A 13,002-nucleotide genomic window follows, 5' to 3' on the forward strand; every position below is an offset into this window, starting at 1 on the left:
GTCGGCCCGCTTGCCGGGCCTGGGCGCCGGACGGGATGTTCCGGGACAGGATACGGGTGTTCAGTTCCGCCACCTGGACTTGGAAGACCGGACAGGGGTGTGTCGGCCTCCACGGGGCGGTCCGATAATCGCAGGTAGTGCCGTGGTGCGCAGCGTCCTGTGGCGTCCTGGAGCCGGACGTTGTGCAGTCGTTACGGGGCTGTCTCCCCACCCGTTATGCATTCGGCGCGGCAATCCCCCGAACCGGCCCGCGGGTGGGGGCGTGTTTAGGGGTTCGTTCCGGCGGATGACATGGACGGGGCGAGTTGACGTCCGCCCGTTCGGGGTTTCGGCGGTGGCGTACGGGTGTCCAGTGGGTGCACGGCGTGATTTGTCGTGGACACGCCTCCAGCTTGTCACTTCAAGTGATCGATTCCGAACAGGAAATCACCGACATTTCACTCTCCCGAGTTATCGAGGTTTTCCACAGGGCCGAGTTTTCCACAGGGGAGGCGAAGTTGCTGGTCCGAATTCGCCGATGGGCGGAGGATCTGTCCGCGGCGGAAATACCGTCGGCGAAAAGCGGTTCGGCCGGTGCGGCGGCCGGAGAACGGAGTCAGGGGAATGGACGGCGCGCTGGTGACGATGGTCGGCAATGCGGCCTCGAATGTGACGTACCGGGAGACGGCCGGCGGCGTGGCCGTTGCCAGCTTCCGACTGGCCGCCACCGAGCGGCGCTACGACCGGGAGCGCGGGGATTGGTCGGACGGTGAGACCACCTGGGTGACGGTGGTGGCCTGGCGGCGGCTCGCCGTCAATGTGGTCAGTTCGGTCACCAAGGGAGACCCGCTGGTGGTGAGCGGGCGGCTGCGGGTGCGCGAATGGGGGGAGGAGAGCAGTCGGCGCACCGAGGTGGAGATCGACGCCCGCGCGGTGGGGCACGATCTCACCCGCGGCACCGCGGTCTTCAAACGTGCGGTGGAGGCCCGGGCAGCGGAGGCCAGAACGGCTGTGGTGCAGGGCAGTTCGGCGGCCGAGTGGCCGACCGGCCCGGCCCGGGGCGGATCGCGGGCGGTGCGGCTGGTGGAGGAGGCGGTGCCGGAATGGATCGTCAAAGCGGTGGCGGCCCGTCGGGAGGCGGATGCGGCGGCGGCCGCGGCCGGTGCGGCCGGTGGTGCGGCGGGCGGCCCGACGGGTGGGATCGCCGGGTCCGCGGGGCCGGGGGGTTCGGATGTGACGGAGGAGGTTCTGAACTGACGGATTCTGGGCACCTGAGGCACCGATCGGTGCAATCCTGATTGCCGCGGCGGCGGTCCATGGCTTTATGTCGACTCATCAACTCCCGCTGGCAGACTGCTCCTTGATAACGAAACAGCCACGATATCGTCCTGATTTGCTACGGGCGCCGAGCGCCCGGGCGGCGTCAATAGGATGCGTCTGGTCCACACACGTGCAGCGGCGCCACAGGGGGTTGCCGCTTTGCAGGGGGCGGGTTGCCACCGGCACGTCGCCGCCCGGAGGGATCGCACATGTTCCACAAGCAGGGGCGGGCTGTCTCCCGCATCGTTGCTGTCATGCTCGCGTCCGGTCTTGTCGTCGGGTCGGGGCTGCTCGCCACCGGCACCGCCGCCGCGGCCGACGGCCACTCGGGAGTGACCGGGAAGCTGCAGGGCGGCGTCCGCTACGGCGAGAAGATCGAACACGAGGTGAGCCCCGGCCACTGGCTGGCCATCCCCGCAGGACAGTTCACCCTCGGTGTGGTCGGCACCGAGAGCACCCTGGACGTCTACTGCATCGACCTGCTCAACGACACGCTCAAGAACGCCACGTACCACGAGACCGACTGGGCCTCCACCTCGCTCTCCCAGCCGGAGAAGGTCAAGGCCAAGGCCGGCCCGAAGATCCAGTGGATCCTCGAGAACTCCTTCCCGAACATCGACGAGGCCGCGCTCTCCAAGGCGTCCGGGATCGACGGTCTGACCAAGGACGACGCCGCCGCGGCCACCCAGGTGGCGATCTGGCACTTCTCCGACCCGAACGTCGCGACCAGGCAGAGCAACGACTTCCCGAAGGCCAAGCAGCTCACCGCCTGGCTGATAGCCCAGGCCGACGCCAAGGGCGGCGCCGAGGAGCCCAAGCCCTCGCTGGCCCTCAACCCGGGCTCGGTGGCCGGCAAGAGCGGCGAGACGCTCGGCCCGATCACCGTCACCACCGGCGGCGGTGCCGCCGACGTCGCCGTCGCCCTCGACAAGAAGGGCACCGACGCGGGCGTCACCCTGGTCGACAAGAACGGCGCCACGGTGAAGACCGCCAAGAACGGCGACCAGCTGTTCGCGAAGGTCCCGGCCGGTGCGGACGCCGGCACCGCCACCATCAACGCGGACGCCTCCGCCACCATCAAGCTCGGCCGGGCGTTCGTCGGCGACGAGAACGGCAAGCACAGCCAGACGCTGATCCTGGCCGGCAGCAACAAGGTCAAGGTCAACGCCCTCGCCACCCTCGCCTGGGCGCCCACCGGCCCGATCCCGGCCGCCACCGGCAAGGTCGACTGCACGCAGGGCGCGCTGGTCCTCACCGTCTCCAACAAGGGCGACCGGGACTGGAAGTTCACCGTCGGCGGCAAGGACGTCACCGTGAAGCCCGGCGCCACCCAGGACGTCGTCCTGCCGGTCGCCGAGGACACCGCCTACAACTTCACCGTCACCGGCCCGGGCGGCTTCTCGCAGACCTTCAGCGGGGTGCTGAACTGCAAGACCGACAGCGTCAGCCTGCCGCCGACCACCCCGCCGGCCACCCCGAAGCCCAGCTCGTCCGGTCCTGAGCTGGCCTCCACCGGTGGTGGTATGGGCACCGGCATCACCGCCGCGATCGCCGGCGCGCTGGTCGTCGCCGGTGCCGCCGCGGTCTACGCCCTGCGCCGCCGCGGCCGCCACAGCCGCGCCTGACCCGCACGCTGACCCTCTCCCCGGCCATCCGGTCGGGGGGAGGGGACGGCCCCGCCCCCGCATACAGGGGGCGGGGCCGTTCGCGTCCTGGGCCGCCCGCAGCCGCGGCCCGGCAGGCCGCCGTCACCGCGCACCCCGAAGGGCGTTCGGGGCGGCACCGGCCTTACGGCACAATGGAAGGCTGCAAGCCGATTACTCGACGACGACGCCGGAGCGATCTCACGTGGCGGAATACATCTACACCATGCGCAAGGTGCGCAAGGCACACGGCGACAAGGTCATCCTTGACGACGTGACGCTCTCCTTCCTCCCCGGGGCGAAGATCGGCGTCGTCGGCCCCAACGGCGCCGGCAAGTCCACCGTGCTGCGGATGATGGCCGGTCTGGACCAGCCCTCCAACGGTGACGCCTTCCTCTCGCCGGGCTTCACCGTCGGCATGCTCCAGCAGGAGCCGCCGCTGGACGAGACGAAGACCGTGCTGGAGAACGTCCAGGACGGCGTCAAGGAGACCAAGGGCAAGCTCGACCGGTTCAACGAGATCGCCGAGCTGATGGCGACCGACTACTCGGACGCGCTGCTCGAAGAGATGGGCAAGCTCCAGGAGGACCTGGACCACGCCAACGCCTGGGACTTGGACGCCCAGCTGGAGCAGGCCATGGACGCGCTGGGCTGCCCGCCCGGTGACTGGCCGGTCACCAAGCTGTCCGGTGGCGAGAAGCGCCGCGTGGCGCTGTGCAAGCTGCTGCTGGAGCAGCCCGACCTGCTGCTGCTCGACGAGCCCACCAACCACCTGGACGCCGAGTCGGTGAACTGGCTGGAGCAGCACCTGGAGAAGTACCCCGGCACCGTCGTCGCCGTCACCCACGACCGGTACTTCCTGGACAACGTCGCCGAGTGGATCCTCGAGCTCGACCGCGGCCGCGCCTACCCGTACGAGGGCAACTACTCCACCTACCTGGAGACCAAGCAGACCCGTCTCAAGGTCGAGGGCCAGAAGGACGCCAAGCGCGCCAAGCGGCTCAAGGAAGAGCTGGAGTGGGTCCGCTCCAACGCCAAGGGCCGCCAGGCCAAGTCCAAGGCCCGTCTCGCCCGTTACGAGGAGATGGCGGCCGAGGCCGACAAGATGCGGAAGCTGGACTTCGAGGAGATCCAGATCCCGCCGGGCCCGCGTCTGGGCAGCGTCGTCATCGAGGTCGACAAGCTCAACAAGGCCTTCGGCGAGAAGGTGCTGATCGAAGACCTGAGCTTCACCCTGCCGCGCAACGGCATCGTCGGCATCATCGGCCCGAACGGCGCCGGCAAGACCACCCTGTTCAAGATGCTCCAGGACCTGGAGACCCCGGACAGCGGCACCGTCAAGGTCGGCGAGACCGTCAAGATCAGCTACGTCGACCAGACCCGCTCCAACATCGACCCGAAGAAGACCCTGTGGGAGGTCGTCTCCGACGGCCTCGACTGGATCAACGTCGGCCAGGTCGAGATGCCGTCCCGCGCGTACGTCTCCGCCTTCGGCTTCAAGGGCCCGGACCAGCAGAAGCCGGCCGGCGTGCTGTCCGGTGGTGAGCGCAACCGCCTCAACCTGGCGCTCACCCTCAAGCAGGGCGGCAACCTGCTGCTCCTCGACGAGCCGACCAACGACCTCGACGTCGAGACGCTGTCCTCGCTGGAGAACGCGCTGCTGGAGTTCCCCGGCTGCGCCGTGGTCATCTCCCACGACCGCTGGTTCCTGGACCGAGTGGCCACCCACATCCTCGCCTACGAGGGCGACAGCAAGTGGTTCTGGTTCGAGGGCAACTTCGAGTCCTACGAGAAGAACAAGATCGAGCGCCTGGGCGCCGATGCGGCCCGCCCGCACCGCGCGACCTACAAGAAGCTGACCCGCGGCTGATCCGCGGTTCGCACGGCGGCCCGGCAGCCCACCCCTCGGGGCGGACTGCCGGGCCGCGGCCCGTAGGCTTCCTGCGGGTCCACCTGATGTGAGGAGAACACCGTGGCACGCCACATCTACGCCTGCCCCCTGCGGTGGTCGGACATGGACGCCTTCGGTCACGTCAACAACGTGGTCTTCCTGCGCTACCTGGAGGAGGCCCGGATCGACTTCATGTTCACCCAGGCCGCCGAGGCCGGGGCCGGGGAGTTCGCCGGCGGGTCCGTGGTGGCGCGCCACGAGATCGACTACAAGCGGCCGCTGGTGCACCGCCCTGAGCCGGTCACCATCGAGACCTGGGTGACGAAGATCGGCGGAGCCTCCCTGACCGTCTCCTACGAGATCAAGGACATCGCGGAGGACGGCACCGAGACGGTCTACGTCAAGGCCTCCACCGTGGTCGTCCCCTACAACCTCGTCGAGGGCCGCCCGCGCCGGATCAGCCCCGTGGAGCGGGAGTTCCTCAGCCGCTTCATGGACGAGCAGCCCGCCGACTGCACCGTCTGACGGGCGTCCGACGACCTCGCACCGAGACCGCCGCACTCACGAATCGAGCTGAACCCCGGTGACCGCGAACCCCCGCCTCGACCTCGCCGACCAGGGCGAGGCCGCCGACCTGGTGGCCTTCCTGAGGCGGCTGCTGCGCTTCGACCGGGCCGCCGCGGTCCGGTTGCAGGTGGTGCCGGGGGCGGACGGCGGCGGCGTGCTGGCGGTGTTCGGGCGGCTGCCGCTGGGCGGGTCGGCGGTACTCGCGGTGCGCACCGTGCGGCTCGCCGGGCAGCCGGCGGCGGCCGACCTCACCGTCTCCGCCGGGCAGTTGCTGGAGTCCGTGGACGAGCCGGGCGCCCGCCTGGCACTGCCCGCCCCGGTCACCGGTCCGTCCTGGGCCGGCCTGCTGCCGCCGCGCTCCGGCTGGCAGCCGCTCGGGCAACCGCCGGTCGACCAGGTGATGGACGAAGTGCGCACCGCCGTCGCCGAGTTCAAGCAGCGCGTCGCCGAGGTGCCGGAGCACCACCGGAGCCGGCAGGCGGTGGACGCGATAGCGGACGAGATCTGGTCCCGGCCGCTGGGCGCCGCCGAGGGCCTGCCGCTGCGGGCCGCGCACGCCGCCCACGCGATCGGGTTCCTGCGGCCCGGCACCCCGCTGCACGCGTTCCGCGCCGGCCCCTGGCTGCGGCTGGACGCCCCCGCCGGCTCGGTCGCCCTGCGGTCCGGCGGCGCCCCCGGCGCGGGCCTGGGGCTCAGCCCGCTGCGATAGCTCCCGGCGGGGCCCCGGCCGGGGCGGCCCCGAGAGGCGCCAGCCCGCTGCGCCGAGCCAGGGCGGCCCGCTCAGCCCGCTGCGCCGAGCCGGGGCGGCCCGCTCAGCCCGCCGTGTTGATCATCGCGGCGGCGGCGTACGTCAGGTAGTTCCACAGCTCGTGCTCGTCCTCGGCGGGCAGCGCGAGCTGGTCGAGGGCGGTGCGCATGTGCCGCAGCCAGGCGTCGTGCGCGGCCCGGTCGACCTGGAACGGGACGTGCCGCATCCGCAGGCGCGGGTGGCCGCGGTGCTCGCTGTAGGTACGCGGGCCGCCCCAGTACTGCATCAGGAACAGCGCGAAGCGCTCCTCGGCGGGGCCGAGGTCCTCCTCCGGGTACATCGGACGCAGCAACTCGTCCTGGGCGACGCCCTGGTAGAAGAGGTGGACCAGCCGGCGGAAGGTCGGCTCGCCGCCGACGCGGTCGTAGAAGCTCTGCTCCTCCTCCGCGGTCGTCGGCTGCACGGTCTCCTCGTGTGCGGTGTCGCGCCCGGTGTCAGTCACCCGTCCATGGTCGCAGACGCCGACGGGGGCCGTACACCGCCGAACGTCCCGGTGTACGGCCCCCGGCGCGGGGCGGGCAGGGGCGGCTACGCGTCGTCCCAGTTGAAGAAGCGCCAGGCGATGGCGGACAGCACCACGGTGAAGCCCAGCAGGATGCCCATGCCGGGGAGTGCCTCGGCGAGGCCGCCGCCCTGGCTGAGCACCGACTTGGCGGGGTTGATCAGGTAGCGCAGCGGCAGGGCCTTGGAGATGTCCTGCAGCCAGCTCGGCGCGGAGTCCAGCGGGATGAACGCGCCGCCGAGGAAGGACATCGGCAGGATGATCAGCTGGTTCATGCCGTTCGCCGACTCCTCGGACTTCGCCAGCGAGCCGGTGACCAGGCCCAGCGACATGAAGGCCAGGGTGGCGCAGATCACCAGCGGGATCACCAGCCACCAGTTGCCGGTGAGCTTCAGGCCGAAGAAGTCCAGCTGCGCGACGGTGAGGAACAGCGCGGTCTGGGCGAGCGCCACGATCACGCTGACCAGCACCCGGGCGCCGACGATGGTGCCCGCCGAGATGGGCGCCAGCCGCAGGCGGCGCAGCACCCGCTTCTTGCGCCAGGTCACCAGGGTGAAGGAGGCGCCGTAGACCGCGCCCATGGCGATCGCGTAGGCGAGCAGGCCGGGCGTCAGGTACTGGATCGGCTGGGTGGAGTCGTCCTCGACCTTGGAGGCGTCCAAGGTGAAGGCGGGGGTGGCGTGCGAGGCCTGCTGGTTGGCGGTCTGCACCAGGGAGTTCATGATGCCCTGCACGGTGCCGGCCTTGACCTGGTCGGCCTGGCTGAAGCGGAGCACCAGCCTGCCGTCGGGGCCCTCGGTCACCAGGCCGTCCAGGTCGCCCTTCTTGACCTTGGCGAGCGCCGCGTTCTCGTCGGTGAACGGGGTGATCTCCAGGACGGACAGCGGGCCGTCCTTTTGGTCCTTCAGCGCGTCCAGCAGCTTGACCTGGCCGACTTCGGCGACCTTGACGTGCGAGGTTCCGCCGCCCTTGTAGAGGACGCCGAACAGCACCAGGAACATCAGCGGCAGGGCCAGGGTGAAGAACAGGGTGCCCTTGTCGCGGACGAAGCCGAGCAGCATGACCCGGGACAGTCCGACGAAGGCGTTGGCCTTCTCCGGGCCGCCGCCGTCGGAGACGGGCGAGGCGGGGGAAGTGCGGGCCTGGTCGGTGGCGGTCATGCCCGGTACTCCCGTCCGGTCAGCTGGAGGAAGACGTCCTCCAGGGTGGCGCCGCGGACTTCGAGGCCGCGCAGCGCGTTCTCCTCGGCCAGCATGGCGAGCACCGGCCCGGGCACGTGGGTGGACAGGGCCAGGGTGATGCCGTCGTCCTCCAGCTTGCTGAACGCGGCGCCCGCGGCGGTGAGCAGCTCACGGGCCCGGTCGGCGGTCAGCATTCCGGACTCCACCCGGATCCGGACGGTGTCGTCGATCTCGCGGACCAGGGCGGCGGGCGCGCCGGTCTTCAGCACCTTGCCGTGGTCCATCACCGAGACGCGGTCGCAGAGGATCTCCGCCTCGTCCAGGTAGTGCGTGGTGAGGACGACGGTGCGGCCCTCGGCGTTGATGTCGCGCAGCAGGTCCCACAGGTTGCGGCGGGCCTGCGGGTCGAGGCCGGTGGTCGGCTCGTCGAGGAAGACCAGCTCCGGGTCGTGCACCAGCGCGCACGCGATGGACAGGCGCTGCGCCTGGCCGCCGGACATCTTGTCGGTCAGCGCGCCCGCGGACTCGGTCAGGCCGACCCGCTCCAGCATCGCGTCGGCTGCCTTCGGGCCGATGCCGTAGAAGGAGGCGAAGGTGCGGATGGTCTCGCGCGCCGTCAGCTTGTTGAAGAACGCCGACGCCTGGAACTGCACGCCGATGCGCGGCAGCAGCTTGCTGTTGCGCGGCCACGGCGACAGGCCGAGCAGTTCCACGCGGCCCTCGTCGGCCTCCCGGATGCCCTCCAGGATCTCCAGCGTGGTGGTCTTGCCCGCCCCGTTCGGCCCGAGCAGGCCGTAGAACTCGCCAGTGCCGACGGAGAGTGACACTCCGTCGACAGCCTGGACATCCCCGTACCGCTTCCGGATCCCGTCCGCGGTTATTGCTTCAGTCATGGGGCGAGCGTAGGGGGTGCGGCACTCCCCACGAGCACCGTTGTGCGAATTTTGATCGTTCGGTGATGGCCGGACACGCCACCGGCCCGGCGGCGGGAGCGAGGAACGCTCCGCCGCCGGGCCGGTGATGACGCGCTGTCAGCGGCCGGACCGGGTGACCGGAAGTCAGGCCCGGTGCACCGTGATGGTGGTCCAGGCGCCGATGTGGATGCGGTCGCCGTCGTTCAGCGGGACCGCGGTGTGCGGCGGCAGGGTGTCCGGGCCGCCGTTGAGGGTGGTGCCGTTGGTGGAGTCCTGGTCGACCACCACCCAGCTGCCGTCCGGCTGTTCGGCGAGCAGGGCGTGCTGGTGCGAGGCGCCCGGGTCCTCCGGGGAGACCGACAGGTCGATCTCCGGCACGGTGCCGCGCTGCTGGCTGCGCCGCCCGATCCGCAGCTGGCCCCGGCCGGTCAGCGGGATCCGCCGCTCCTGGGTGTACGGCGGGAAGAACAGTCCGGCCGCCTCCGGGCCGCTGCGGGTCATCATGTCGCTGAAGTAGTCGTGGTCGGCGGCCACCACGGCGAACCAGGTGGTGCGCTGCGGAGCGGCCGGCGGCTGGCCCGGCTGACCCGGCTGGCCCTGCTGCCCGGGCGGGGTCAGCCGGAACGAGGTGCCGAAGTCGTCGCCGTTCTGCGGGGGACGCTGCTGCTGCCCCGGCTGCCCCGGCTGCCCCGGCTGCGGGCCGGAGGGCTCGGCGTACACCGGGCCGGGCCGCTCGTAGTCGCCGTCGGGGAAGGCCGCCGGCGGGCGCTTGTCGAACGAGGGCGCGGCCGGGCCGCCGGGCGCGGCAGGTGCGGACGGTGCGCCGGGCGCGGCCGGGTAGCCGGGCGGCGGCACGGACGGGCCGGGCGCGGGCTGCTGGTAGCCCGGCCGCTCGTAGTCCTGCCGTTCGTAGTCCTGCCGCTCGTACGGGTTCTGCGGCTCGAACGGCTGCTGCGGGCGTTCGAACGGCGTCGGCCGTTCGAATCCGGCGGGCGCGGGCGCGGCCGGCTCGAACGCGGACGGTTCGAACCCGGCGGGTGCGGCCGGCGGCGCGGCGGGCGGCGGGAAGCCGTAGCCGTGCTGCGCGGACGGCGCGCCCTGCGGGGCCCGGCCGGGCTCGGGGCGGCCGTGCGGGCCGCCGGTGGGCTGCGGCGCGGGCGGCGGCTGGTGCCCGGCCGGGGCGGGGCCGCCCGGCGGGCGGGCCGAGACGGCCAGGTTGTAGTCGTACCCGCAGTCCTCGCAGTACCGGCCGGTCTGCGGGGTGCGGCAGATCGGGCAGGTGGCCAGCGCCGAGGTGGCGGCCGCCTGCGGCGGGGCGCCGTACGGGCCGGGGGCCCCGGGTGCGCCGGCGGCGGGCCCGGTGGGCGTGCCGCCCGCCGGGGTGGCGGGCCGGCGCGGCTCGAAGTAACCGCCGCCGCCCCCGGCCGGGGTGCCGCCCGGCGGGGTGCTTCCCGGCCCGGCGGGCGGGAATCCGCCGCCGTACGGGGCCTGCGGCGGGGCGGGCGCGGCGGCGGGCGCGCCGGGGCCGCCGGGCTGTGCGGCGGCGGCCGGGAACCCGGGGATCGCCAGCCCGGGCGGCGGGGTCATCGGGAATCCGCAGTAGTCGCACCAGTCCTCGGCCTGAGACTCGTGTCCCCTAGGGCAGATCGGCATCAGGTCCCCCACACTCCAGCAGGTTCGGGTCCGGCGGTGTCCGGCTCACTTCTTCACGCGTACGGTCTTGGTCGATCGGGTCTCGAGTGTCATCGAGTCGGCCTCGCTCACGTTCTTACGGAACCGAACCGTACCCTCCCCGGCGTCCACGACGTCCACCACCTTCCGCAGCAGTTTGAGGGTGCCCTCGTTGCCGCCGGCGTGGGCGAGGCGGACGGCGGCGCCGAGTTTGGCGGTGGCGCGGTCCAGGTCACCGGCCCGGTGGGCCTCCAGGCCGTCGCGGATGGAGTCGGCGAGTTCGGCCTGTCCGGTGTAGTGCGCGACCTGGGCGTTGATCCGGGTCGAGGAGGCCAGGTCGTCGGTCCACACGGCGCGCACCAGGCCCTGGCCGAGCACCTCGGCGGTGCCGTCGGCCTGCGGCAGCACCAGGCTGATCCGGGCGGCCAGCATCTCGTTGCCGACGGCGGCGGCCGGGACTTCGACGCACACGTGGTAGTCGCGGGACTCGTCGCCCCAGGAGCCGGTCGGATAGTCCCCGGCCCTCGGCCCGGCCTCGGTGCGGCGCTCGGTGAGGTCCTCGACGGCGGGTGCGACCTGCTTGACGAACTTCACCCGGGCATTGGCGGGCGTCCACACCCGCAGGGCCACGTCGGCGACCTGCTTGCCCATGGCGGTGGCCATCATGGCGCGGAAGTCGTCGGCGAGGCCGGAGGGTTCGGCGACGATGTCGACGGTGCCGAGCAGCGCGGAGGAGATCTTCCGCAGCTCGGCGACCTCCCAGTCGGTGCCCACGCCCCGGCAGTCGGCGGTGAAGGCGCCGGTCGCGGCGTCCAGGGCGCGTTGCAGTTCGGCGGGCTTCTCGTGCTCGTTGCGGCCGTCGGTGAGCAGGACGGCGTGCCGGATCGACGCCTGCGGGTGCGAGTCGAACAGCTGCCGGGCCTTGGTGATCCAGGTGCCGATCGCGGTGCCGCCGGACGGCTTGAGGCGGCGCAGCGCCTCCTTGGCGTGGCCGCGGGTGTACCGCTCGACGACGGCGAGCCGGCCGTTGCCGGGGAAGACGTCCACGGCCTCGTGGGTGCCGGCCACCACAGCGAACGCGACGCCGTCACGCAGGGTGTCGATGGCGGCGGCGGTGGCCTCCCGGGCGTGCCGCATCTTGGTGTTCGGGTGCTCCATCGAGCCGGAGCAGTCGATCACCAGCACCACGGCGGCGCCCGGCCCCGGGGCGGGCGCCGCGCCGAGCGGCCGCCCGCCGGAGGTGCCGCCGCCGGTCGCGGTGACGGTGACGATCGCGTTGACCTCCCGGGCGCCCTGGGCGAGGTACTCGTTCTGGAACACGTCGACGTCGAATCTCGGCGCGCCGGGCTTGGACAACGAGGCCATGCGGTGGGCTCCTGTCGGAAGGTCAGAAGTCGGGTGAAGGTCAGTTCACGGCCGGTTCGGCGGCCTGGCGCAGCGGCACGGTGGCGTCCGGGTCGGCGGCGGCGCGCGGCAGCGGGACGTCGACCAGGGTGGCGTCGTGGGTGGACGGGGCGACGGGCGGGTCGATCGGCAGCACGGCGACGGTGATGTTGTCGTGCCCGCCGCGTTCGACCGCGAACCGCACCAGCGCGCGGGCGGCGGCCAGCGGTTCGGCGCGGGCGTCGGCGCGGACGAAGAACGCCAGGTCGGTGGCGGCCTCGGCGTAGTTCCACAGGCCGTCGGTGCAGATCAGCAGCACGCCGGGGACGTGCGGGGTGAAGCTGACGGTGTGCGGGTCGAGGTCCTCGGCGTCGGCGCCGAGCCAGCCGGTGATGGCGTGGGCGCGCGGGTCGGCGTACGCCTCGGCCTCGTCCATCAGCTTGGCGGCGACCATCCGGGCCGCCCAGGAGTCGTCCTCGGTGAGGCGGTACGGCTCGGCGGACTCCCGGTCGTCGGGGATCCAGTAGGCGCGGGTGTCGCCGACCCAGCCGATGGTGACCAGGCCGCCGGTGCTGACCGCGCTGACGTAGGTGCAGGCGGGCGCGTTGTTGTGGCGGCCCGGCTCGGCGGGGGTGCCGTCGTGGGCGAGTGCGGTGACGGCCCGGTTGGCGGCGCCGATCGCCTCGTGCATGGCCCGGCCGGGGTCGCGGCCGGCGCCCAGCGCGGCGAGCAGCGAGTCGGTGGCGGCGGTGACGGCGGTGGCGGACGCCTCGTCGGGGCGGGCCGAGGAGGAGACGCCGTCGCAGACCACGGCGACCACGGCGGGCGAGCCGTCGGGGCCCTCGGTGGCGGCGACGCCGAACGCGTCCTCGTTGCGGTGGTGGCGCAGGCCCCGGTCGGAGACCGCCGCGACGCCCGTCACCTGGTGTTCCTGGTGGTCGCGTTCGCGGGGCTGGGCGTGCCCGCAGTGCTGGCACCAGCCCTCGGCGAGCTCGGTGGACCCGCAGTTCGGGCAGCTCGGCACCACCGGCAGGTCGCGGACGGTCGGCGGCCCGGTCAGGGCAGTGCCGCAGGCCCCGCAGAAGGCGTCCTGGGGCCCCAGCGGTTCGGCACAGGTCGGGCACTCGGTCTGCTGCGGCATGT

General features: G+C 72.3%; 11 protein-coding genes. 5 read left to right on the forward strand and 6 right to left on the reverse strand.

Annotation, left to right across the window (positions count from 1 at the left end; genetic code table 11):
• Positions 1–603: 603 nt before the first annotated feature.
• From ACZ6R9_RS22070 to ACZ6R9_RS22090, 5 genes are all read left to right on the forward strand, one after another.
• Positions 604–1,236 (forward strand): single-stranded DNA-binding protein, encoded by a 633-nt coding sequence (locus ACZ6R9_RS22070; protein ID WP_465539799.1) that lies wholly within the window; start codon positions 604–606, stop codon positions 1,234–1,236.
• A gap of 272 nt (positions 1,237–1,508) precedes the next feature.
• Positions 1,509–2,924, forward strand: a complete 1,416-nt coding sequence (locus ACZ6R9_RS22075; RefSeq protein ID WP_465539801.1) for a Cys-Gln thioester bond-forming surface protein — start codon at positions 1,509–1,511, stop codon at positions 2,922–2,924.
• A gap of 223 nt (positions 2,925–3,147) precedes the next feature.
• The gene (gene ettA, locus ACZ6R9_RS22080; protein ID WP_380485597.1) at positions 3,148–4,812 is read left to right on the forward strand and encodes an energy-dependent translational throttle protein EttA; all 1,665 of its coding nucleotides are present in this window, start codon (positions 3,148–3,150) and stop codon (positions 4,810–4,812) included.
• Positions 4,813–4,914: 102 nt separating this feature from the next.
• Positions 4,915–5,358: an acyl-CoA thioesterase gene (locus tag ACZ6R9_RS22085; RefSeq protein ID WP_380485595.1), complete on the forward strand. Its 444-nt coding sequence runs from the start codon at positions 4,915–4,917 to the stop codon at positions 5,356–5,358.
• 58 nt (positions 5,359–5,416) lie between these two features.
• A complete protein-coding gene (locus ACZ6R9_RS22090; protein ID WP_465539803.1) occupies positions 5,417–6,109 on the forward strand; it encodes a DUF8010 domain-containing protein in 693 nt (230 codons plus the stop codon).
• Positions 6,110–6,212: 103 nt separating this feature from the next.
• Here ACZ6R9_RS22090 and ACZ6R9_RS22095 read toward each other — a convergent pair whose 3' ends face one another.
• From ACZ6R9_RS22095 to ACZ6R9_RS22120, 6 genes are all read right to left on the reverse strand, one after another.
• Positions 6,213–6,611, reverse strand: coding sequence for a globin (locus ACZ6R9_RS22095; protein ID WP_465540064.1), 399 nt, complete (start codon positions 6,609–6,611; stop codon positions 6,213–6,215).
• A gap of 125 nt (positions 6,612–6,736) precedes the next feature.
• Complete coding sequence (locus ACZ6R9_RS22100; RefSeq protein ID WP_465539805.1) at positions 6,737–7,870, reverse strand: ABC transporter permease; 1,134 nt, start codon at positions 7,868–7,870, stop codon at positions 6,737–6,739.
• On the reverse strand, positions 7,867–8,784 hold the full coding sequence (locus tag ACZ6R9_RS22105) for an ABC transporter ATP-binding protein (RefSeq protein WP_380485590.1): 918 nt from the start codon (positions 8,782–8,784) through the stop codon (positions 7,867–7,869). The genes ACZ6R9_RS22100 and ACZ6R9_RS22105 overlap by 4 nt, the downstream gene beginning before the upstream one ends.
• 165 nt (positions 8,785–8,949) lie before the next feature.
• The gene (locus ACZ6R9_RS22110) at positions 8,950–10,392 is read right to left on the reverse strand and encodes an FHA domain-containing protein (protein WP_465539807.1); all 1,443 of its coding nucleotides are present in this window, start codon (positions 10,390–10,392) and stop codon (positions 8,950–8,952) included.
• A 111-nt stretch (positions 10,393–10,503) separates the two neighbouring features.
• The gene (locus ACZ6R9_RS22115; protein WP_380485587.1) at positions 10,504–11,841 is read right to left on the reverse strand and encodes a vWA domain-containing protein; all 1,338 of its coding nucleotides are present in this window, start codon (positions 11,839–11,841) and stop codon (positions 10,504–10,506) included.
• Positions 11,842–11,881: 40 nt separating this feature from the next.
• Positions 11,882–13,000 carry a PP2C family serine/threonine-protein phosphatase gene (locus tag ACZ6R9_RS22120; RefSeq protein WP_465539809.1) on the reverse strand — a complete coding sequence of 373 codons (1,119 nt, stop codon included), beginning with the start codon at positions 12,998–13,000 and terminating at the stop codon, positions 11,882–11,884.
• Positions 13,001–13,002: the final 2 nt, after the last annotated feature.

Source organism: Kitasatospora sp. NPDC048662, from assembly GCF_055587065.1.

Coding starts and splice junctions, on each gene's coding strand:
- ACZ6R9_RS22070 (WP_465539799.1), top strand. CDS start 604: ATGGACGGCGCGCTGGTGACGATGGTCGGCAATGCGGCCTCGAATGTG.
- ACZ6R9_RS22075 (WP_465539801.1), top strand. CDS start 1,509: ATGTTCCACAAGCAGGGGCGGGCTGTCTCCCGCATCGTTGCTGTCATG.
- ACZ6R9_RS22100 (WP_465539805.1), bottom strand. CDS start 7,870: ATGACCGCCACCGACCAGGCCCGCACTTCCCCCGCCTCGCCCGTCTCC.
- ACZ6R9_RS22105 (WP_380485590.1), bottom strand. CDS start 8,784: ATGACTGAAGCAATAACCGCGGACGGGATCCGGAAGCGGTACGGGGAT.
- ACZ6R9_RS22110 (WP_465539807.1), bottom strand. CDS start 10,392: ATGACCCCGCCGCCCGGGCTGGCGATCCCCGGGTTCCCGGCCGCCGCC.
- ACZ6R9_RS22115 (WP_380485587.1), bottom strand. CDS start 11,841: ATGGCCTCGTTGTCCAAGCCCGGCGCGCCGAGATTCGACGTCGACGTG.
- ACZ6R9_RS22120 (WP_465539809.1), bottom strand. CDS start 13,000: ATGCCGCAGCAGACCGAGTGCCCGACCTGTGCCGAACCGCTGGGGCCC.